Genomic DNA, 21,702 nt, shown 5'->3' with positions numbered 1-21,702 from the left:
TGGTTCAGGCCGGCCCGTCAGTCGGGGCAGTGCCCGTCGAAGGCCTGTTGCAGCAGGTGACGGATTCCGTCGCGGGTGACGGGGTGTGGGTTGGCGTAGGGGTTCTTTGTGGCGATGTCGGCGGCGCGGTCGAGGTCCTGGGCGGTCAGGCCAAGGTCGGCGAGGCGCATCGGGGCGTCCACCGATTTGGCGAAGTGCCACAGGCCCTTTCCGGCGCTGCCGTGGCCGAAGGTGTTGGAAATGGGCAGCAGGAGGCTGCCCACGGCAGGTTCGTTGTAGGCGGTGGTGTGGGGCAGAAGAACGGCGTGGGTTTCGGCATGAGGCAGTCCAAAACTGCCCCCAAGAACATGGGCGAGCTTGTGGTGCAGCGCCATCGTCACCTGACCAAGCGTCAGCGAGCAGCCCCAGGCAGCGAAAAGCGCCTTGGCACGGGCCTCCTTGTCCTGCGGGTTTTGGGCCAGCGCGGGAAGGGCATCGCGGAAAGCGGGCATCGCGTCTCGGCTAAGAGATTCGGTCACCGGATTGCGGTCGGGGGCATAGAAGCCCTCCATCGCGTGGGCAATTGCGTTCAGCGCCGAGGTCACAGTCAGGGCCAAGGGCAGCGTCAGCGTCAGGTCGACGTCGTAGATCACGACCTCGGGCCGGATCGCGGGGTCGCGGCGGGTGGTCTTCTCTCCGGCTGCGGTTTCGCCGAGGATATCGGTCATCTCGGACCCGGCATAGGTGGTGGGGATCACGACCTGATCGGCCCCGGTGCGGACGGCGATAGCCTTGCCAAGGCCGGTAGTGGAGCCGCCACCAAGGGAGACGACGCAATCCGCGTTTGCGGCGCGGTAGGCGGCGATGGCCCGGTCGGTGACATCAACCGGAGTGTGCATGGTGGCCCCGGCAAAAATGCCTGCAGCCTTGGCACCAAGTCGCTCTGCAAGGGCTTGGGCTTCGGCCTGCTGATGCGGGGTGGAGAGGACCATCGCGCGAGAACGTCCGAGGCGAGCGACCTCATCGGGGACCTGGGTCAGTGTTCCGTGGCCAAAGACGACCCTGGTGGTGAGGCCGGGGAAGGTGAACGCGCGGGTCATCGGGGGGCCTCCATCAGCGGGGAGTGCCCGGCGGCCAGATCGGAAAGGACCGAGTCCAGCATCGCGATCTCGGCGTCCGAGACCTCATGCGGGCGGTCGGGGAAGACATCACAGCGCAGGCGCGCTTCGGCGTGGCCAAGGTCGGCCGCTGCCTCGGCAAAGGCTGCGACCGGTATCCAGGGGTCGGCACTTCCGGCTGAAAGATAGACCGGCAGGCCGGAGGGAAGGGCCTTAGCGCGCACATCGCTTGCCACCCCCACCCGACAGCCGGTGAAGGCTACGACGACCTCGGGGCTGGCGCTCCCCGAGAAGGCGTGCTCCAGGGACAGACAGGCGCCCTGACTGAAACCGCCCAGCACCAGAGGCAGACCTGGCGCCTTCGTCCGCAAGTTCGAAACCACCGCAGTCAAACCCGCCAGCGAGGCGGCAAGCTCGTCCCGCGTCGTGTCGCTTAGGGGATCGACCGCCCGCGCATTGTACCAGGTCCTGTCCCCCGCCTGCGGCAGGACAAAGGCCACGTCAGCGGCGGACAAGCGACGGATCACTGCCGCCTCCATGTCCCCGGGCGACTGGTTCCTGCCGTGGACGAAGACGCAAAGCACTTTCGCCCGGTCAGCCGGAACGCCCAGAGTCAGGATGTCCGCCACTCCCGGCATCAGAACTCCGCCGGTTCCAGGCCAGCTTCCATCTCGGCCTGACGGTCGGCGAACCACGGCGGGAACACGAGACTGCGACCAATGGCGTCGGCGGGTTCGTCCTTTGCCCAGCCCTCGGGCACGGTCCAGGCCAGCTCGAACATCGCGCCACCGGGCGAGCGCATGTACATCGACTTGAAGTACATCCGGTCCTTCTGTTCGCTGACGTCGGTGTAGCCCATGCCTTCCAGGCGGGCTTTCAGGGCGATCTGGTTGTCTTCGTTGCCGGTGTTGAAGGCGAGGTGGTGGACGGTGCCCCCCGCCAGTGTCCAGGTGCCCTGCGGGCTGTCGCGGTCAGTGATGATCTCGATCACGGACCGTAACCCGTCGTTCTGCGGCACGATCCACATGCTGCCGTTGGCGTCGGTGCCTTCACGCCGGAACTGCATGCCGATGTCGAGGAATTCCTCCATCGGGGCCGCGTCCATCACGGCGACCGCGCCGCCGTAGATGCCCTTGATCGCGACCTGGGCGGTGGTGCCCTGTGCTTCGTTCACGATGGGCTTGCGGGGGTCGTCGGGGTTTTCGACCAACTCGTGAGGGATACCGCAGGGATGGGCGAACATGACGCGGGTCAGGCCGAAACGTTCGCCCTTGGCCGCCAGGATGCCGTGCTTGTTCAGCCGATCGACCCAGTAATCCGCCGCGCCCACCGGGATCGCCTGCATGATCGTGCGGGTCTGGTTGGTGCCGCGCCGACCAAAGATGCCAGGCTTTTTGAACGGAAAGGTCGTGATGATCGTCGAGGCATCGCCGTGCTTCGACCCATAGTAAAGGTGATAGACCGGCAGCACTCCGTCAAACAACACCGTGCGCTTGACCGAATAAAGGCCCAGCGCCTTGGTATAGAAGTCATAGTCTTCCTGCACGCCGTGCGTGCTCATCGTCAGGTGGTGGTACCCGGAGACAAGGGCCATAAGAGTCATCCTTCCTCTGAACTGCGTTGTGGGGGATCGTCCCGGTCCAGCACCAGGGCGACCGAAAGGGAAACTCCGGTCTTCTCGGGTCGGAAGTCGCCGATCAGGCCGGGCTTGACGGCAAACAGGGCATCCCGGTCGATGGCCGGATCGCTGCCGTCGAAGATCGAGGTCACCAGCCGCCGGTAGCCCGGAGCGGTGACTGCAAACTGGATGTGGGCGGGCCGGTCCAGCGACAGACCGATGCGACGGGCCAGCTGGCCGACCGGGCCGTCGTCGGGCAGGGAATAGCCCGCGGGTCGGATGCTGCGGAAATGGAAGCGTCCCAGCGCATCGGCAATAAAGCGGCCGCGCAGGTTGTGCTCGGGCTGGTTGTCAGGGTCCTGATTCTCGTAGCGGCCCTCGGCGTTGGCGTGCCACACCTCGACCGCGGCCCCCGCCAGCGGTTCTCCTTTCGGGCCTGTCACACTGCCGGTCACGGCCAAGGGCAGGCCCTCGCCACCTCGGCACAGGTTCGCGCCAAGTGGCAGGGCGGGCGCATCAGGGCGGTAAAAGGGACCGGGCAAGGTCGCCGGGGTGGATCGACCGTTCCCGGTTGCGACGCGTGACATCACTGCATCCGTCAAACCGAACACATCAGCGAGCAGGACCCATTCCTGCCGCCTGGAGTCGGTTGCATAGCCCACATCGGTCAGGAACTGCACCAGCGCGTCCAACTCGTCGGGCGACGGTTGCAGTCGCGAGACCACATCATAGGCATGGTCCAGGATCAGGCGAACAGCTTCACCCAGGCGTCCAGGCGCCGAGGTTGGAAGACGCAACCGCACTTGTGCGCCGCTCCTCTTTCCTTTGGAGCCAGAACCACGCCCGTCCATGTCATCCCCCCGTTGCTCCCACGACACTAGGTCGAGACGGCAACGAGGCTGATGACTTCTTGGAAGATCAGTATACCATTCTGTTATGAAATTGAGCGAGGCTCACCTGATCCAGCTTTCTGCGGTCGTTGATGCCGGTAGCGTCAGCAAGGGCGCGGCGGCGCTTGGCCTGTCGCAACCCGCCCTGTCGCGATCCCTTGCGCAGCTTGAGGCGCGGGTGGGTAAGCCGCTCTTTATCCGCGACCGCAGACCGTTGCAGGCCACCTCACTTGGAATGCAGCTTGCCGCGCATGGAAGAAGGATTCTTCTGGAAAGCCGTCGCGCGACCGAAGCGGTACAAAGCCTGCTGCGCGGCACCCGCGGCCTTGTCCGTGTCGGCGGTGTGCCTTTCTTCATGGACGCCATGATCAGCCGGATAATTGCCGCCTACCAGAACCAGCACCCCGATGTCGATTTCCAGCAGAGCTACGGCAATCTCAGCGAGGTGGGTAATGGACTTCGGGCGGATCAGCTTGACCTTGGGATCGTTCCCCTCGGCACCTCGGGTGAGCCGGAAGGCCTGGCTTTCACCGCGATACTTGCAGCGCGCAACGTCGTCTGCTGCCGCAGCGGCCACCCGCTGCAACGGGCCAAGCGCCTGACGACCGGAGAACTTGGACGCTTTCCCTGGGTGGCGCCGCTGCCTGGCTCGCCGCTTCTGGCAGACCTGTTTGCGATCCGCTCCTCGCTTGGCTCGGTAGACCTGGACATCCGCTATTCGGGGGGGTCGCTGCTGTCTGTCATCAACTACCTGTCCGAGACTGATGCCCTTGCCATCCTGCCTTTCTCGGTCTGGTTCGCCGAGCGGAAGCAAAACCGCATCGCGGTTCTGCCCGTGGACATCCCGCAACCGCAGCGACACCTGGGCATTTTGCGCCTTGTGGGACCGCCAGCAAACCCGGCGGCTGCGGCGTTTGCGGATTTCGTGGTGCACTCCTTCGAAACGATGCAGCAGCTCATCCTGCGACACGAGAATGCTGTGGTGTGGAGGCGATAGCTTGAAAAGCTGATTGTCGAGACCGAGAACCAGTTTGCGTGATTTTGCGACAAGGCGGGTCGGCCTGTTTTACAAATTGTTTGCAACTTTACATGCTGTCGGCTTATCACGGGGGGGGCAAGGAAAGGCATGGCATGTCGGCTCCGCACATCGCATTGGTATCCGACGATCTGACTGGCGCGCTGGACTCTGCCGTTCCGTTTGCACAGGCCGGATTGCGCACTGTCGTCGCGACCGGGCTTGGGTCGCTTGACCACGCATTGCGGGCTGGGGCGGATGTGGTGGCTGTTTCGTTGAACAGCCGCGAAACAGATGAAGCTGCTGCAACGTCCCGCGCGCGGCATGCGGCTGCGGCCCTGTCGGATGTGCCGGTGCTCTTCAAGAAGATTGACAGCCGCATGAAGGGACATGTCCGCGCCGAAGCGCTTGAACTTGCGACCGCACGCGGTCTGAAGCGCATGATTGTCTGTCCCGCCATTCCAGAGCTTGGACGCTTTGTCGCGCAGGGGCACGTCTCTGGTCATGGGGTTGAAGCGCCGATCCCTGTCGCCCTTCCACCGGATGCGCAGATCAAGATGGATTTTCCCGACGCGCTGACGGACGTCGATCTAGATCGGATCATTGCAAGCGCGGACGGTGCGCTGACAGTGGGTGCGCGTGGACTTGCCTCGGCACTTTCCCGACGGTCCGGCTTGCCCGCAAAGGCTTCCGCAGCCCTAGCAATGCTGTCACTGCCGATGACCCTTGTCATCGGCTCACGTGATCCGGTGACCCTTCGGCAGGTGGAGCGACTGCGGGCCGAATTCCCTGATGCGCAGTGGATCGCCGCGGCTGACGGGGAACTTGAGAAACCCCAGGTCTTTTCAGCTCTCGTCATTCTGCAGATTGTCGACGGTGGGGCCAGGCTGGACGGTGCGACCGTCTCGGCGCGGCTTGCCAAGAGCATGGCATCTTGTCCGTTGGCCAGACGCGGAACACTGCTTCTGACCGGAGGCGAAACAGCGGCGGCCTGTCTCGACGTCATGGGTGTAGGAGTTTTGCAGGTGCTGGGCGAGATCCAGCCCGGCCTTCCGGTCAGTGTACCACTGGATTTTCCCGATGGCCCGCATATTGTTACCAAATCGGGGGGATTTGGCGAACTGGACTGTCTTGCCGACCTTGTGCGCGTTGCAATGGACCAAAGTAGGGCAGCATGAACCTAGCTGGCAGGAACTCTGGACGGCACGACACCGTGGTAGAGCGGCCGAAATCCTTGTTGTTGGCCGATATCGTGCATGACCGCATACGGCGTGCGATCCTGAACGGAGAATACGCCGCCGACGAACGCCTTCCAGGAGAGAATGTGCTGGCCGAACAGCATCAGGTCTCACGCCCAGTGGTGCGCTCGGCGCTGTCGCGGCTGCGGGACGAGGGGCTGATCACCTCGCGGCAGGGGGCGGGCAGCTTCGTCAGCGCGCCTGTGACGCCGAAGCCACTGGCGTTTCAGCCACTGGAAACCATCGCCGACCTACAACGCTGTTACGAGTTTCGCCTGACTCTCGAACCTGCCGCAGCGGCCTTGGCTGCGGGGCGGCGCGGTGAAAAGGAACTGGCAGAGATTGAGACCTGCCTGCAGATCATGCGCGACGCGACCGAGCGGCGCAGCCACCGCGAGGATGCCGATTTCGACTTTCACCTGGCGATCACCACAGCGGCGAACAACCAGTACTTCGAAACCTCAATGCGGGCCTTGCGCGAACATATCGCCGTGGGGATGAAGTTCCACGGTCTGTCCTTGCAGACGGTGCGGGGCGGGCTGGACCATGTTCTGGACGAACACGCCAACATCTTTGATGCCATTTCCAGGGGCGAGGCGGAAAAGGCACGCGAAGCGATGCACATCCACATCACCGGATCGCGCGACCGGCTGTTTGAAGGCCGTCTGCTGGACCTGTCCTCGCGCAAGTGAGGCGCGCGCCGTCAGAAGGCGGCACGGTAGATGTCCAGCACCTGATCGACCGACATGTCGCGCGGGTTGTTGTCCATCAGTCGTCGGATCGAGTGGGCCTCGGCTGCCCAGCCGGGCAGATGCTCGGAGAGGGCACCAAGACGAGACAGGCGCATCTCGACCCCGAGATCGGCACACCAGCGCGCGGCATCCTCGCGCAGTGCCGACTCGCTGTCGTGCCGCAGGCCAAGCGCAGAGGCAATTTCGGCCGTTTTGGCCCCGGCGACGGGTTGATTGAACGCAAGCACATGCGGAAAGATCACCGCATTGGCCAGACCATGCGCCAGCTTCAGCCGCGTGCCCAGAGGATAGGCCAGCGCATGTCCTGCCGCCGTGTTCACCGGGCCAAGGCAGATGCCGCCGTAATAGGCCGCAAGGAGCAGCGCCGCCCGCGCCTCGGTATCGCTGCCGTCACGTACGGCGCGGGGCAGGTAACGCGCGACCAGCCCGAAGCCCAGCCTGGCGTAGTTGTCGATCAGGGGGTGGGCCTTGCGGTTGGTGAACGCCTCGACGCAATGCGCCATCGCGTCGATCCCGGTCGCGGCTGTCACCACAGCGGGAACCGACATGGTCAAATCGGGGTCCAATGCGACCATGTCGGGCATCAGGTAGCGGCTTTCCACGGCGACCTTGTTCAGGCTTGATGCATCGGTGACCAGCGCGCGGATGCCCGCCTCTGACCCGGTTCCGGCCGTCGTCGGGACAAGAGCAAGCGCGTTCTGCCGCCCGGCCACCCGGTGCGGTCCGATAACGTCGGCCAGCGTCTGACTGCCACGCAGGACGGTGATCAGCTTCGCCACATCCATGACCGAGCCGCCACCGAATCCGACGACAAGGTCCGGTTTTGCCTGCACCGCAGCGGCAACCGCCGTGGCCAGATTATCGCTGTCAGGCTCGGGCTGAACGCCGGAGAAGACCTCGACCTGCCCCGGCAGCCCAAGCCGGTCGATCAGCCCGGCCATGACGGGCTGGGTCACGACCAGAATACGCCGGAACCCTTCGATCTTCGCCCAGAGGCCAACCTGCGCGGCGCTGCCTGATCCGTAGTCGAACTGGCGCGGCTGAAACAGGCGCAGTGGCGAGGCATAGTCGGTCATGCCGGTGCTCCGGGTGTGTGCATGTCAATCTCGTCAAGCCGCCGTGCGAGGTCGGCCTGTTCAGCAGCCGTGGCGGGCAGAAGCGGAGGGCGCGTCCGCGCCCATCCGCGATTTCCGTAGCGCCGACCGACCATCGCCTTGATGGCGGGAATCTGGACATAGGAATTGGACAGGTCGCGATAGGCGTTGATCCGGGCCTGCGCTGCCGCGACGCCTACAGCCCGGTCGGGGATATTGGCGTGGCGGAAGACGAAGGCCAGGTCGCGGCCTACCAGGTTCGACGTGGCGGTAATGCAGCCCGCGCCTCCCATGCGCATCAGCGGCAGAAGCAGCGGATCGGCCCCGGCCAGAACGGCAAAACCGGGAAAGCGGGCAATCATCGCCTCCATGTTCTCGATCTTACCGGCAGAGTCCTTGATGCCGATGACGGTTTCGGGGAAGGCGGTCAGCAGTCGTTCAATAAGATCATGGCTGATCGGCAGGCCGGTCATCTGCGGTATGTGATAAAGGATTACCCGCAACCGCGCATCGCCGATGCGTTCGATCACGCTGGCATAGGCCGCGAAAAGCCCGTCATCGCTGACACCCTTGTAGTAGAACGGCGGCAGCATCACGACCGTCGTCACCCCGCAGGACAGCGCGTGGCGGGTCAGTTCTACCGTCTCGGGCACATTCGCAAGCCCGGTGCCCGGCAACAGCCGCGCAGGCGGGATGCCAGCGGAGAGCGCGGCTTCCAGGATCGCGCGCCGTTCGGCGGAGGAGAAGGAGTTCGCCTCGCCGGTGGTACCCAGAAGCGCTATGCCGTCGCAGCCGTCGTCCAGCAGCGAGTGGCAATGCTCGGCGTAGGCCTCAAGGTCGGGGGACAGGTCGGCCGCCAAGGGCGTGGCCGAGGCACAGAAGACACCGGATATGGCAAAGGTCATGGTCAGCCCCTCCGCTGGCCGGTCAGACGCGCGGCATAGGCCAGCGCGTGATCTAGGTTGCCGTTGTCCGCGATCCCGCGTCCGGCGATGTCGAAGGCGGTGCCGTGGTCGACCGAGCAGCGGTCGATGGGCAGGCCGACCGACACGTTGACCGCGCTGTCGAAGGCCACCAGCTTGATCGGGATATGCCCCTGGTCATGGTATTGCGCGACCACCAGATCGAAGGCCCCGGTATAGGCGCGGTGAAAGACCGTGTCGGCCGAAATCGGCCCCTGCACGTCGATCCCTTCGGCACGGGCTGCGGCTACTGCGGGGGCGATCTGGTCGTCATCCTCGGTTCCGAAAAGGCCACCCTCGCCGCAATGCGGGTTGATCCCCGCCACGGCGATGCGCGGCGCGGGATTGCCCAGCCGCACGAAATGCCGGTGCCCGGCGCGGATCGTGGCCAGCACGCGGTCCGTCGTGGCGCGTTCGATGGCATCCTTCAGCGAGACGTGGGTCGAGTTGTGGATCACCGACAGCCGGTCCGAGGCCAGCAGCATGTGGCAGGTCTTTGTGCCGGTCAGGTGGGCCAGAAGGCCGGTGTGGCCGTCGTGATGGTGCCCCGCCGCATTCAGCGCGGCCTTGTTGATCGGGGCAGTGACGATGCAGCCGATCCCACCAGTCAGCGCATCACGGACAGCTGCGGCGATGAACTGGTAGCTCGCCTCGCCGCAGCGTGGGTCGAGTTTGCCAAAGTCAGGCAGAGCGCCCGGAATATCCACGTGGACAATGTCCAGCTTGGCAAGGTCAAGACCGGTCTGCAGCACCGCCTCGGCGGCCGCTAGGCTGTCCCGGTTGCCATAGACCCGGATGCCACGGCGCGCGGCGACATCCATCGCGGCCAGCGATTTCACGATGATCTCGGGGCCGACACCGGCGGGATCGCCCATGGTGATGCCAATCGGGGGGGGCGTCATGCCGGGCTGTGCTCCCAGTTCGTTGCGGTGGGTGAGGATACGGCGTGGCAGGCGACAGAGTGCCCGGACACCACTTCCCGCAGAGGGGGCACGTCGCTGCGGCACTGCGCGCGGGCCAGCGGGCAGCGGGTGTGGAAGCGGCAGCCGGGGGGCGGCGCAAGCGGCGAGGGCACCTCGCCCTGCAAGCGTTGCCGGGTGCGCGCGGCGCGGGGGTCGGTGGACGGCACCGCCGAAAGAAGTGCGCGGGTGTAGGGATGCAGGGGCTGCACGAACAAGGCGGCGGCGGGCGCAAGTTCCGCCAGCCGTCCCAGATACATCACGCCGACGCGGTCCGAGATGTGGCGGACCACGGCAAGGTCATGCGCGATGAAAAGGTAGGTCAGCCCGTACTTCTGCTGCAGGTCCAGAAGCAGGTTCAGGATCTGCGCCTGCACCGACACATCCAGCGCCGAGATCGCCTCGTCGCAGACGATGAAGCGCGGCTGGCAGGCCAGGGCACGGGCGATGGCGACCCGCTGCCGTTGCCCGCCCGAAAGCTCATGTGGGTAGCGGCTGGCGAACCGCTCGGACAGGCCGACATCGGCGAGAAGCTGGTGCAGTCGGTCGCGGATTTCCGATTTCCGGGCCAGGCCGTGGAACAGGATCGGCTCGGCCAGCGCCTCGCCGATGGTCATGCGAGGGTTCAGTGTCGAATAGGGGTCCTGGAAGACGATCTGCAGGTCGCGCCGGAACGGCCGCATCCCGTCATCGTCAAGTTGCGCGATATCGGTGCCGGCATAGATCACCGACCCGCTGGTCGGCCGCTGGATGTTCAAGACGCAGTAGCCGGTAGTCGATTTCCCGCACCCGGATTCCCCGACCAGGGATAGCGTCTCGCCCTCGCTGATGTCGATGTTAAGGCAATCGAGGGCATGGACGGTGGCGGCCCGTTCACCGAAAGCGCCAAGGCGGACGGGGAACTCTTTGGTCAGGTTGCGGATGGACAGAAGGGGTGCGGTCACGATGCGCCCTCCCCTGCCGTGACGAAACAGGCCGCGCGATGGCCCGGGGCACTGCCCGCCACGGGTGCAAGGCGTGGGACAGACGTGGTGCAGACAGCGGTCACCAGTGCACAGCGCGGTGCGAAGGGGCAGCCCGGCGGGCGGCGGCCCGGCTCGGGCGGGGTGCCGGCGATGGACGGCAGGCGCGACATCGGCTTGTCGGTCAGCGTCGGCAGCGAGGCGAGGAGGCCGCGGGTGTAGGGGTGGGTGGGCCGCTCGAAAAGCACGTCCACGGGCGAATCCTCGACCACGGTTCCGGCGTAGAGGACGGCGATCCGGTCGGCGAGACCCGCGATCAGCGCAAGGTCATGGGTGATCCAGACCACCGACATCCCGAAGCGGTCCTTCAAGTCGCGGACAAGGTCCACGATCTGCGCCTGGATCGTCACGTCCAGCGCGGTTGTGGGTTCGTCCGCAATCAGAAGCCGCGGCGATCCGGCCAGACCGATGGCGATCATCACCCGCTGGCGCATCCCGCCCGACAGCTCATGCGGATAGGCCATCAGCCGGTCGCGGGGCGAAGGGATGCCGACCAGCTCCAGCAACTCGGCGGCCCGTTCCATTGCGGCAGGCTTGGCCATGCCGCTTTGATAGACCAGCGCCTCGGCGATCTGGGCCCCGACCCGCATTACCGGGTTCAGGCTGGTCATCGGGTCCTGGAAGATGAAGCCGATCTGCGATCCGCGCAGGCGGCGCAGTTCTTCGGACGACATGGCAAGCAGGTCCTTGCCCGCGAAATCCGCGACACCTCCGGTCGCGCGGATGCGGTTGGGCAGAAGGCCTACCAGCGACAGCATCGTCAGGCTTTTGCCGCAGCCGGATTCGCCCACGATGCCAAGGGATTCCCCCTCGGCCACGGTCAGGTCGATACCGTCCACCACGCGGGCAGGGCCGCTGTCACGGTCGATGTCGATGGTCAGGCCACGGATATCCAGAAGCGCGTTCATTTCTGACCCTTCGGATTCAGCGCGTCGTTCAACCCGTCGCCCAGGAAGTTGAAGGCCACTGTCACAACGGCCAGCACGGCGGCAGGGGCCAGAAGCAAGTGGGGATAGTTCGTCCAGACCCGCAGCCCGTCCGAGATCATGTTGCCCCAGCTGGGCGTCGGCGGGTTCACCCCGATACCCAGGAAGGAAAACGCGCTTTCCAGCACCATCGCGGTGCCAAGACCCGCCGAGATGGCGACGATCAGCGGGCCGACAGCGTTCGGCATCACGTAGCGGGTCAGGATGATCCGATTGGTCAACCCCAGCGCACGGGCCGCAGTGACATACGGACGATTGCGGATCGACAGGACCTGCGCCCGCACCAGACGCGCGTAAGGCGGCCACGAGATCAGCGCCATCGACCCGAAGACCAGTACGAAATCGATGATGGCCGAGTTCCGGTAAAGGGGGTTCATCGTCTCCATGTAGCGCGCTTCCATCCACAACGAGATGGGCTGCTTGAGCGATGCGTTGATGACGACGACCAGCAGCAGTTGCGGCACCGACATGGTCATGTCCGTCACCCACATCAGCGTCTTGTCGAAGCGGCCACCGTAGAAGCCCGCGATGGCACCAAGGACGACTCCGATCAGGACAGCGACCACGGTGACCAGGACAGCGACCAGAAAGGCGGTGCGTGCGCCATAGATCACGCGGGACATGACATCGCGGCCCAGGTCGTCGGTTCCGAAGGGATGGCCCAGCGAGGGCGGCAGGTTCCGCGCGTCCAGGTTTTGCGACAAGAAATCATAGGGCGTCAGCCAGGGTCCGAAGGCCGCGACAAAGACCAGAACCGCCAGCACGACAAGCCCGGCCACGGCCAGCCGGTTACGCCGAAGCCTGCGCCAGGCGTCCCGCCACAGGCTGGAGGGCCGGTCCTCGGGCGGGTTGATGATCGTGCCGTCGGTCATGTCCGCGCCGCCTTGGGATCGGTCGCGCGCGGATCAAGCAGCGGATACAAGAGATCAACCAGCAGGTTTGACGCCATGACCAGAAAGGACCCGATCAGCGTGACGGCCAGGATCACCGGATAGTCGGAATTGATCAGCGCCTGCACGGTCAGTCGGCCCAGACCCGGCAAGCCGAAGACCAGTTCGACGAAGATCGCGCCGTTGACGATGGTGATCATGATCAGCCCCAACTGCGTGACGACAGGCGTCAGCACGGGCCGCAGGATGTGGCGCAGGGCCACAACATGCTCGGGGACACCCTTGGCGCGGGCGGTGCGGACGTAATCCTCGGTCATGACGTCGATCACCGCGGCGCGGGTCTGGCGGATGATCAGCGCGATGGGCTGGAAGGACAGCACGATCAGCGGCAGGATGATCTTGACCGAGAAAAGCCCGCCCCAGCCGTAGGGAACTGCCCCGCTGGGCAGAACTGCCAGGAGCATGACCATCAAGAGCGGCCCGGCCACATAGGCCGGAATGGCCCAGAGCGTCACCGCCGTCCCCAGGATCGTGTAGTCCAGGCGGCTGTTCTGGTTCATGCCCGCGATCATGCCCAGGGGAACCGCAACCAGCGCCGTCACGATCATCGCCATCAGACCCAGCATCAAGGACACCGGGGCTGCCGCCGAGATCATCGCCCAGACCGACCGCCCCGAGAAAAGCGAGTTGCCGAAGTTCCCGTGCAGCAGGTTCCAGAGATAAGTGCCGAACTGCACCAGGAAGGGCTGGTTCAGCCCGGCCTGCTCACGGATCGCCTCGATCTTGACGGGGTCATAGGCCACGTCGCCGGGCGCGCGCAGGAAGATCAGCTTGATCGGGTCCCCCGCCCCGTAGAACGCCAGCGCATAGACGCCCAGCATCACCAGAACGACCGAAGGGATCCACAGCAGCAGCCGTCGAAGGATGTAGGCGATCATGGCGACAGGGCCCGTTCAAGGTGACAACGGGCGGGGAAAGGCCCCCGCCCGTCGCTATGGCATGGCAGGTCAGGCGATGGAAATCGCCCAGGGTGCCACGATCTGCCAGTCGAGGTTCTTTTCCATCCCCGCCACGTTCGCGGCCGCCCAGCGGGACATGGTTTGGCGGTACCACGGGATGAACATGAAATCGTCGCGGAAGATCCGCTGTGCTTCCTGCGCAAGCGCGATGCGCGCCGGATCGTCCGAGGGCTTTGCCAGCGCCTCGGTGATCAGCGCGTCGACCTTGTCGTTCTTGTAGGACATCTTCCCCGTCGCATTGCCCGAGGTCGAGGCGATGGAACCCGCCAGATAGCTTGCCGCATCGGGCACGCGGGTGCCGACGTCGTCGCGGAAGATCTGGATCGCGTTCTGGTCAGGGCCGGAATACTGATCCTGCTGCGGTTTCATGTCGACAGCGGTGATGCCAAGGTTCTGGCGCCACTGTTCGGCAATGTACTGCGCCGCCGCCTCGTTCGCGGGGCTGGAGATGCCGACGAACATCAGCTTCGGCAGACGTTCGGGCCCGCCATAGCTCGACTCGGCCAGAAGCGCCTTGGCGCGTTCGGGGTCGAAGGGATAGGGGACGAAGGTGGGGTCATCGGCACCGGGGACGGCGTTCATCACGCTGTCGGTCTTCTGGTGCGGGCCATCGGGGAACGAGGCCTTGATCAGCCCGTCGCGGTCCACCGCCAGGATCAGCGCCTCACGCACTTTCGGGTCGTCCATCGGCGCGCGGGCGGTGTTGAACCAGAAGTGCTGCGAGGTCGGGATCTCTGCCCCCGCGGCAAACTCTGGCCCCAGGTCCTGCACGATGGTCGAGGTCACCAGTTCCGTATGCGCCTGATACTCGCCCGAAGCAAGCATCTGCGTCGCGGTCACGTTGTCTTCGACGGCGGTCAGTTCGATCCGCGCCAGCTTGGGGGCCGGGCCGAAGAAGTTCGGGTTCGGGACCCAGACCAGCTCACCCGTGTCCAGGTTGGCCGATTCCAGCACGAAGGGACCCGAGGTCGCGCCGTTGGCGGCGAGGAAGAAATCGGGGACCTCATTGCCATCTGCGCCGCGCGCGACGGCGACCTTGACGATGGGCGCAATATGGTTGGCAAGCCGCTGGAAGAAGATCGGATCGGGCGCGGCCAAAGTGACCGTCAGCGTCGCGTCATCATTGACGACGATGCCCGAGATGTCGGTGGCCGAGCCGTCCTTCACCGCGCCATAGCCCGCGACACCCGCCAGCACCTGGTCGATGCGCTGGTTTTGCGTGCCCGGCATGGCCGACAGTTCCCACGAACCTTTCACATCGGCGGCGGTGATCGCGCTGCCGTCGGCGAACTTCGCCTCGGGGTTCAGCTTCAGCGTCCAGGTGACGTAATCGGCCGAGGGGGTCCATTCGGTCAGGACGTAGGGCTGGATCTCGCCCTTGTCTTTGAAATACATCGCGCTGGCGTTCCAGACGGAATTCCAGCGGTAGGGCACGCCGCCCCCGCGCAGCGGCGACCAGTCCTGCGAAAATGCAGGATTGATGGCCTTTAGCACCTGTCCGTCCTGCGCCATGACGATGCGCGCGCCCGGACCGAATGCGGCCACCGCGACGAACGAGCCGAGACCAAGCTTCAATGCGCCACGACGCGTCAGGCCGTTGCGCTCTTTCGTGTTGGTTTTCATGTTACCTCCCAAGCGTAAAGCGGACGGCCCGCGCCACGATGGCACTCCTCCGGTTCGGCAGTCTGCGACTGGAAATGGAACAGGTCGCGAGTTTCCTGTCAACTTGTTAGTTTGCTTGTGGCGAGCCGATGCATTCTGGATTCATAGCTGTAGAATTTTATATAATAAAAACAGTAATTTAGTTGTATCTTCCGGCCTCTTGGTGGCGAAATCTCCACATGAAACTTGTAATATTTGAAACTTTCCTCCACAACGGTTTCGCCCGACAGCCGGGTTGTCGAAACATTGGGAGAGCCGCGACCATGACAAAGGCCATGAGACCAGGCGAACTTTCGACAGCGGAAATAGAGGCTTACATGGACGGTCTTCTGCGACCGCACCTGACCGAGTCCGACCGGGTCGAAGCGATGCTGTCCTCGCCCTGCGTCCAGAATCATGCCGCGAATCTGTGCTGGCTACCGGATGACTCGCTGGCATGCGTTTGGTTCGGCGGCACGATGGAGGGAATGGGCGACATCTCGGTCTGGATGTCGCGCCTGCGCCCGGGTTCGCACCACTGGACGTCGGCCGAACGTCTGAGCGACCGCGCTGATCGATCCGAACAGAATCCCGTCCTGTTCGTCGCACCTAATGGCGCTGTCTGGCTCTTTCACACCTCGCAGCCGGGCGGTCGACAGGACGCATGCGAAATCCACTTCCGCCGGTCGCAGGACTGTGGTGCCACGTTCGGAGAAGCACGGCGGCTGGGCGATTTCACAGGAGTCTTCGTGCGCCAACCGCCGCGCATCGGACCACAGGGAGAATGGCTGCTGCCGGGCTTTCGGTGCGTAACCCCGCCGCAGGGTCGCTGGACCGGATCGCTGGACACTGCGGTGATGCTCGTCTCACAAGACTCCGGCATGACTTGGTCGGCCATCGAGGTGCCGGACAGTCTGGGGGCAGTGCATATGAACCCCGTTCCCGCCCAGGACGGCGTCATGCCGGCCTTCTACCGCGACCGCTGCGCGAACCGGGTCCGGCGCAGTCTGTCGGTGGATGGCGGGCTCAGCTGGTCGAAGCCGACCGTTACCGACTTGCCGAACAACAACTCCTCCGTGCAAGCCATCCGCCTTGCCGACATGCGCATCGCCCTCGTCGGCAATCCGATGAACGCCGAAATGTCGGACCAGCGCCGAGCATCGCTTTATGACGAGATTGACGACGAAGGCGAGGCTGGGGGGACCCCAGTCCTCAACGCCACAAGTGGCGCGATCTGGGGCGTGCCCCGCGCGCCGCTTGTACTAGCGCTTTCGCAGGACAATGGCGCGACATTCCCGGACATGCGTCGACTTGAAGACGGCAGCGGCTATTGTCTGACCAATAATTCCAAGGACGGGTTGAACAAGGAATACTCCTATCCGTCCATCATCGCAGGATCTGACGGGGCTTTGCATATTGCCTACACCTATCACCGTCGAGCGATCAAATATGTCAGGCTGCAACGCGCCTGAAGGGGGCAAGGGTTAGGACCGAACTCTGACCAAGCGTCAGCTCAGAGCCTGGAACTCTACCCGCCGGTTCTGGTCCGAGTCGGGATCGTAGTCTTCAAGCAGGAACCGTTCGCCCAGTCCCACCGCCTCAAGGCGATTGGCCGCGATGCCGCAGTCGTTCACGAAGAAGCGCTGCACTTCCTCGGCACGAAGGCGAGACAGCCGTTCGTTATAGTCGTCGGAGCCCGAGGCATCCGTATGGCCAATGATGCGAAAGAGCTGGATATCCGCAGTCCGCATCACGTTGCACAATGTCTGCAGCTTCGGCTTCTGTGCGTCGTCAAGCGCGGCGCTGTCGAAGGCAAACTCTATGCGGATGTTGACGCCCATGCCTTCGGGCATCTTCACAAGTGTCGCGGTTTCATTGCTGGAAACGACGGTTTCGGTCGGCTGCTTGACCGCCCCGGCCGAGGCATCGGACGCAACCTCGGTTCCGGCGGTTTCGGTGGCGGTGTCTTGGGTGGCGACTTCCGTGGCGATCTCGACATCATCCGCCGTGATCAGCGTCAGCCCACGGGTCAGCGCGGTGTTGCCTTCCACGGCGGCCTTGTAAGCATCCCGCTGCGCCAGGAACATCTGCAACAGCTCTTCCTCCGACAAATCCTGGGCTTGGCCTACAGCGGGCATCAGCGCGGCACAGACCGCAAGGCTGGTCAGCAAGCTACGCATCGTCGAACCACCTTCCAAAAAACGGATTTATAGCTGGCCCCAGTCTAGGCTATGATGCACCTGCATTCAATTCACACCTTTGGGCGGGATTTCCCGATGCTGCTGAATTCGACCCGGGGACCGATCGCCCCAGCCGTGCCGGCGGGACCGCAATGAACACCCCGATCACCGTGGTCCCCGGGCAGGAGCGGCGGTTGCCGGTTGCGGTTGGGGCGGGGCTGACCAACCGTGGCATCGTGCGCGAGCGCAATGAGGATTCGATCCTGACCGACCCGACGGGCGCGCTTTGGGCGGTTGCCGACGGGATGGGGGGCTATGGCAATGGCGACGTCGCATCCGAGATCGTGATCGATTGCCTGGCGCAGATCCCGGACGGGGTCGATCCCGGACCGGCACTGGTGGCCCGGCTGCAGGACGCGAACCAGCTGGTCCTTCAGCGCCAGCGCAGCCCGGGCATGGGGCGGATGGGTGCCACGGTAGTTGCGATGCTGATCAGCGGGGCGGTGGCACACGTGGCCTGGGTGGGCGACAGTCGCGCCTATCTCTTGCGGGGCGGTCGCCTGCGACCGCTGACCCGCGACCACTCCGTCGTGCAGGAGATGATTGACCGTGGCGAGCTGTCCCCGGCCGAGGCCGAACGTCATCCCGAATCGCATGTCATCACCAGGGCGGTGGGGGGGGGAGCCGAGCTGGACGTGGACTTGGTCAGCATCCCCCTTGCGGTCGGGGACCGGCTTTTGCTGTGCAGTGACGGGCTGACGCGTTGCGTCTACGAACAAACGGTCGAGGCGCTTCTGCGCGACGCCGCCAGCCCCGCGGACGCCTGCCAGAAGCTGGTGCGCGAGGCGCTGGACAGCGGCGCGCCGGACAATGTCTCGACCATCACCGTCCTGATCCGCGAGGGCTGAATGCAGTCGAACACCCTCATCGCGCCCATCATCGTTGCCATCGGCGTCATCATCGCGGCGGTGGCCTTCGCAATGGTCACAACGCTGCTGGAATCGGCGGACAGCGGGGCAGACCTGCGGCTTACCCGGCTGGAAGACGCCTTTGACGCGGACGCTGCCCAACGGGCGCGGCTTGAGGCCGAGATCGGCACACTCAAGGCGGATCTGGCGCGGTTGCGCGACGACCTGAGCCTTCTCGCCAACCGGGCGCCGGTGGCCCCGTCGACCGTCGCGGCGCCGGCGGTGGATGCAGAAGGTCTGACGCTGGGCGAGGACGCGCAGCATCGGCCCGAGACCGAGGCTCTGACAGAACAGATGCGGGCAGCGCGGAACCGGTTCAACAAGGGCATCACCCAGCCGCGCAACAAGACGATGCTGGCGCTTCTGGGTCGCCCGCGCGAGGATCTTGGGACTGACTGCCGGTCGATCAGCAATCCGCGGCTGAAAGACCTGGTCGAGACCCGGCAGATCGGCCCGATCAAGACCACGATGCTGAAACCCGCACTCGACAGTCTGGAGCGGATCGTCGTCAAACTGCAGAAGGACGAGCCTGACATTGCCGCCAAGCTGGGCACAGCGGGGGCCTTGTGCGTCCGCCTTATAAGGGGATCCAACAGCGCGGTCTCGAACCATTCGTTCGGCACGGCCATCGACATCACTCTGCAGGGTGAACTTGATCCCTTTGCCGATGGCACGATGCAGATCGGCCTTGTGATCCTTGCCGAACATTTCAACGAGGAGGGCTGGTACTGGGGCGGCGGCTACAACCGCGAGGACGGCATGCATTTCGAAGTCGGCGAAGAGACGCTGAAGAAATGGGTCGATGAAGGCCTGATCCCGTCGCAATGAGTTCCGACCCGAACAGCCCGCGCACCGTTCTGCCGCTCAGGCGCGGGGTGCGGAGGTCCGACCCCGCGGCCTATGAGCAGGCGGCCGGATTGGTCCTGAAGATGGTCGAGCAGCTGACAACCATCCGCGGGGTCGAGGCTCAGGTCCTGGTGCAGCGCGCGGCCGAGGCGCTGGACCGGTTCGACGCTGACCTGGAGCGGGCAGGGGTGCAGCCCTCCACAATTAGACCCGCCCGCTATGTGCTGGGGCTGATGCTTGACCAGGCGGTGCGGAAGAACCGGGGCGTGGATGTGGCGCTGTGGGGCGCGGGGGCGCATCGACTGATCTTCGACGGGCGCGACATCTCGGCGGCTTCGGTGCGGGAATTCATTCGCAAGGCGGACGAGGCGGGACCCGACTTCGAGGGCGTGAAGGTCTTTCTTGAGCGACGCCTGGCGGTGTTGGAGGGCAGCAGAACCACGTTTGACCGCAACCTTGGCGCGGGCTGGACCGGGATCACTCTGGTCCTGATCCTGGCCTTTGTCCTGCTGGTCGCCGGCTGGGCGGGGTTCGGGGAATGGCGCTTCCACCGCGACCTCACCCGGCTGTTTGATGCCGAAGCTCTGGACATCGGGCTGGACCGGGATGCGGTGATGCCCGACCTGCCGCAACGGCTGACGCGGCTTGCAGCGGCCTCGGACGGAGTGGAGCGGGCGGCTGAAAAGGCGCCGATCCAGCTCTTCGCAAGGCTTCTAGGCTTTGACGCTGCGGCTCATGCGGACGCTGTCTATAGCGCAGCTGTGCAGAAGCATATGCCCAGCGCACTGGCGCGCGCGGTCGATGCGGCTCTGGCGGCAGAGGGTGAGAGCTTGCCCCTTTACGATACGCTTCGGGCCTGGTCGGTCCTGTCTGGTCAGGCGGACTGGTCACCGGCTTACCTGGCAGGGTGGCTGGACGACCGGGCGGCGTCGATGCCGGACCTGCAACCGCTGGTGCCCCACATCCGTCGGCTGCTGCCCCCCTCCCAGTCCGTACCGCTGCCCGACCCCGAGCTTCTGGCACAAGCCCGCACCTTTGCCAGTGAGGCGCCCGAGCCAGCGCGGGCCTATCTCGAACTGAAACGGTCAGCCGGGGCTGCGGAGCTGGCACCCTGGATCCCAGAAGCTGCCGTGCCCGGACTGTCGGTCGTTCTGCAGCGCCGGTCCGGTGTTGTGATGGAGACGGCGCTTCCAGGGCTATTTACCCAAGGCGGCTGGGACTATGCCAGGCAGGTTGGCGCGGGCCTGGCAGTGCAGAACGCGCGCGGCGAAGCGGCGCGGCTCTTTGACCGGGTAGCACCAGGCCAGAACGATGCGCCCGACCAGGTTCTGGACATCCTGCAACGCGAGACACTGGCGCGATGGAAGGAATTCCTCGCCGATGTGCAAGTGCGGCCCTTCAGCGATCCGGAACAGGCTGTCCTGGTCTCGGGTCGACTGGCCGCACCGGATTCGCCGCTTTCCAGACTTCTGCCCGAAGTCTGGGCGCAGGTCGGTGGGCTGGACCGGGCACGCCCTCATGCGATGCAGTTGCGCATCGCCTCGGACTTTGCGGCGCTGATCCAGTATTCCGAGGACGGCCGGATGGAGGAGATCGCGAAGCTGTTTGCCAGCCTGAACGTCGCCTTGGGCGCGATGGACCGGGACGAGGCTCGTGGGCTGCAGCGGCTGATGTCCGCAAAGTCACGCGGGGCGACGCTGGCCGCACTGCGGACCGCCCCGGCGATGGTGGTGCAGATCGTCGAGGACGTGCTGGCCCAATCCAGCGCGGCGCAAGCCGATCCGCTGTCGAACCCGCTGACGAAGGCCTGGCAGGCCGAGGTCCTTTCCCTGTGCAAGGACGTGACCGAGGCACGCTATCCCTTTGCCGAGGGTGCCGAGGCGTCGCTGTCCGAGGTCGTCTCGCTTCTGGGATCCGGCGGTGCCCTCGACCGATTCTACCGCACCCGGGCCGAGCCCTACATCGACACGTCAAGCTCGCCCTGGCGCTGGAAGCCGGATGCGCGCTTTTCCGGGCTGGACCCGAAAAGCGCCGAATTCCTCCAGCGGACGCAAGCCATCGCGGCGGGCTTTACGGGGCAGTCCACGGATCTGACGCTGGCGGCGCTGGCCGAGCGCGGCAAGACCTTTGTCGCCATCGGGGGGCAAGGTGGCCCGGTTGAGACCACCCTGGAACCCCTGACCCTGACCTGGCCCGGGCCCGCACCCGCCTTGGGGGCCGAGATGCGCTTTACCACGGCGGACGGCAGCGCCACTCTCGCGCAAACGGGGGAATGGGGCTTGTTGCGCATCCTGGACGGAATCCGGCTGCGCGAACGTGATGGCGGCAAGCGGTTCCTGGTCGACCTCAGGTCCGGCGGGGCACGGCTTTTCATGGAAGTTCAGTTCCAGGCCGAGGCCAATCCGGTGTCACGCTGGGCACTGCTGAAAGGTCTGGCTTGCCCCACTGCGCTCTGATCGCTTTTCGGCACCACGGACTTTCAATTTCAGCTAGAGTGATGGGGCATTTGCCTCGTTACCCGATTT

20 protein-coding genes are annotated in these 21,702 nt (G+C 64.9%); 7 read left to right on the top strand and 13 right to left on the bottom strand.

Features of this window, described 5'->3' with window-relative positions:
* Positions 1-17: 17 nt before the first annotated feature.
* From Q8M85_RS10315 to Q8M85_RS10300, 4 genes are read right to left on the bottom strand one after another with little or no spacing between them, the layout of a single operon-like run.
* Positions 18-1,079, bottom strand: coding sequence for a maleylacetate reductase (locus Q8M85_RS10315; RefSeq protein ID WP_305543869.1), 1,062 nt, complete (start codon positions 1,077-1,079; stop codon positions 18-20).
* Positions 1,076-1,735 carry an alpha/beta hydrolase gene (locus Q8M85_RS10310; RefSeq protein WP_305543868.1) on the bottom strand — a complete coding sequence of 220 codons (660 nt, stop codon included), beginning with the start codon at positions 1,733-1,735 and terminating at the stop codon, positions 1,076-1,078. Before Q8M85_RS10310 ends, Q8M85_RS10315 begins: the two co-directional genes overlap by 4 nt.
* Entirely contained in the window at positions 1,735-2,691 is a 957-nt protein-coding gene (locus Q8M85_RS10305; protein ID WP_305543867.1) for a VOC family protein, read from the bottom strand. Before Q8M85_RS10305 ends, Q8M85_RS10310 begins: the two co-directional genes overlap by 1 nt.
* 5 nt (positions 2,692-2,696) lie before the next feature.
* A complete protein-coding gene (locus tag Q8M85_RS10300) occupies positions 2,697-3,518 on the bottom strand; it encodes a dioxygenase (RefSeq protein WP_305543865.1) in 822 nt (273 codons plus the stop codon).
* A 133-nt stretch (positions 3,519-3,651) separates the two neighbouring features.
* Here Q8M85_RS10300 and Q8M85_RS10295 point away from each other — a divergent pair, with 133 nt between their 5' ends.
* The 3 genes from Q8M85_RS10295 to Q8M85_RS10285 all read left to right on the top strand — a co-directional run bounded on the left by Q8M85_RS10295 (position 3,652) and on the right by Q8M85_RS10285 (position 6,550).
* A complete protein-coding gene (locus Q8M85_RS10295) occupies positions 3,652-4,602 on the top strand; it encodes a LysR family transcriptional regulator (RefSeq protein ID WP_305543862.1) in 951 nt (316 codons plus the stop codon).
* A gap of 134 nt (positions 4,603-4,736) precedes the next feature.
* Positions 4,737-5,798, top strand: coding sequence for a four-carbon acid sugar kinase family protein (locus tag Q8M85_RS10290; protein WP_305543859.1), 1,062 nt, complete (start codon positions 4,737-4,739; stop codon positions 5,796-5,798).
* Positions 5,795-6,550 carry a FadR/GntR family transcriptional regulator gene (locus tag Q8M85_RS10285; protein WP_305543857.1) on the top strand — a complete coding sequence of 252 codons (756 nt, stop codon included), beginning with the start codon at positions 5,795-5,797 and terminating at the stop codon, positions 6,548-6,550. Before Q8M85_RS10290 ends, Q8M85_RS10285 begins: the two co-directional genes overlap by 4 nt.
* Before the next feature lie 11 nt (positions 6,551-6,561).
* Here the strand turns inward: Q8M85_RS10285 and Q8M85_RS10280 are convergent, their stop codons facing one another.
* The 8 genes from Q8M85_RS10280 to Q8M85_RS10245 all read right to left on the bottom strand — a co-directional run bounded on the left by Q8M85_RS10280 (position 6,562) and on the right by Q8M85_RS10245 (position 15,165).
* A complete protein-coding gene (locus Q8M85_RS10280) occupies positions 6,562-7,686 on the bottom strand; it encodes an iron-containing alcohol dehydrogenase (protein ID WP_305543854.1) in 1,125 nt (374 codons plus the stop codon).
* Complete coding sequence (locus Q8M85_RS10275) at positions 7,683-8,609, bottom strand: dihydrodipicolinate synthase family protein (RefSeq protein ID WP_305543852.1); 927 nt, start codon at positions 8,607-8,609, stop codon at positions 7,683-7,685. The genes Q8M85_RS10280 and Q8M85_RS10275 overlap by 4 nt, the downstream gene beginning before the upstream one ends.
* Before the next feature lie 2 nt (positions 8,610-8,611).
* Positions 8,612-9,568: a 4-hydroxythreonine-4-phosphate dehydrogenase PdxA gene (pdxA, locus tag Q8M85_RS10270; RefSeq protein WP_305543849.1), complete on the bottom strand. Its 957-nt coding sequence runs from the start codon at positions 9,566-9,568 to the stop codon at positions 8,612-8,614.
* The gene (locus Q8M85_RS10265; RefSeq protein WP_305543846.1) at positions 9,565-10,569 is read right to left on the bottom strand and encodes an ABC transporter ATP-binding protein; all 1,005 of its coding nucleotides are present in this window, start codon (positions 10,567-10,569) and stop codon (positions 9,565-9,567) included. The genes pdxA and Q8M85_RS10265 overlap by 4 nt, the downstream gene beginning before the upstream one ends.
* A complete protein-coding gene (locus Q8M85_RS10260) occupies positions 10,566-11,555 on the bottom strand; it encodes an ABC transporter ATP-binding protein (RefSeq protein ID WP_305543843.1) in 990 nt (329 codons plus the stop codon). The genes Q8M85_RS10265 and Q8M85_RS10260 overlap by 4 nt, the downstream gene beginning before the upstream one ends.
* The gene (locus tag Q8M85_RS10255; protein ID WP_305543841.1) at positions 11,552-12,505 is read right to left on the bottom strand and encodes an ABC transporter permease; all 954 of its coding nucleotides are present in this window, start codon (positions 12,503-12,505) and stop codon (positions 11,552-11,554) included. Before Q8M85_RS10255 ends, Q8M85_RS10260 begins: the two co-directional genes overlap by 4 nt.
* Positions 12,502-13,461 (bottom strand): ABC transporter permease, encoded by a 960-nt coding sequence (locus Q8M85_RS10250; protein ID WP_305543838.1) that lies wholly within the window; start codon positions 13,459-13,461, stop codon positions 12,502-12,504. Before Q8M85_RS10250 ends, Q8M85_RS10255 begins: the two co-directional genes overlap by 4 nt.
* Positions 13,462-13,530: 69 nt before the next feature.
* Positions 13,531-15,165, bottom strand: coding sequence for an ABC transporter substrate-binding protein (locus tag Q8M85_RS10245; RefSeq protein ID WP_305543834.1), 1,635 nt, complete (start codon positions 15,163-15,165; stop codon positions 13,531-13,533).
* Between the two features lie 356 nt (positions 15,166-15,521).
* On the opposite strand from Q8M85_RS10245, the gene Q8M85_RS10240 reads away from it, so the two are divergent.
* The gene (locus Q8M85_RS10240; protein ID WP_305543831.1) at positions 15,522-16,655 is read left to right on the top strand and encodes an exo-alpha-sialidase; all 1,134 of its coding nucleotides are present in this window, start codon (positions 15,522-15,524) and stop codon (positions 16,653-16,655) included.
* A 36-nt stretch (positions 16,656-16,691) separates the two neighbouring features.
* Here the strand turns inward: Q8M85_RS10240 and Q8M85_RS10235 are convergent, their stop codons facing one another.
* A complete protein-coding gene (locus tag Q8M85_RS10235; RefSeq protein ID WP_305543828.1) occupies positions 16,692-17,363 on the bottom strand; it encodes an OmpA family protein in 672 nt (223 codons plus the stop codon).
* Positions 17,364-17,515: 152 nt separating this feature from the next.
* Here Q8M85_RS10235 and Q8M85_RS10230 point away from each other — a divergent pair, with 152 nt between their 5' ends.
* From Q8M85_RS10230 to Q8M85_RS10220, 3 genes are read left to right on the top strand one after another with little or no spacing between them, the layout of a single operon-like run.
* Positions 17,516-18,271, top strand: coding sequence for a PP2C family serine/threonine-protein phosphatase (locus Q8M85_RS10230; protein WP_305543826.1), 756 nt, complete (start codon positions 17,516-17,518; stop codon positions 18,269-18,271).
* Positions 18,272-19,159, top strand: coding sequence for a M15 family metallopeptidase (locus Q8M85_RS10225; RefSeq protein ID WP_305543823.1), 888 nt, complete (start codon positions 18,272-18,274; stop codon positions 19,157-19,159).
* Entirely contained in the window at positions 19,156-21,633 is a 2,478-nt protein-coding gene (locus Q8M85_RS10220; protein WP_305543821.1) for an ImcF-related family protein, read from the top strand. Before Q8M85_RS10225 ends, Q8M85_RS10220 begins: the two co-directional genes overlap by 4 nt.
* Positions 21,634-21,702: the final 69 nt, after the last annotated feature.

This window comes from Tabrizicola sp. (assembly GCF_030694085.1).
Lineage (GTDB): Bacteria > Pseudomonadota > Alphaproteobacteria > Rhodobacterales > Rhodobacteraceae > Tabrizicola.
Note: the sequence above shows the minus strand (reverse complement) of the source record. Positions and strands in the feature narration are given on the sequence as shown.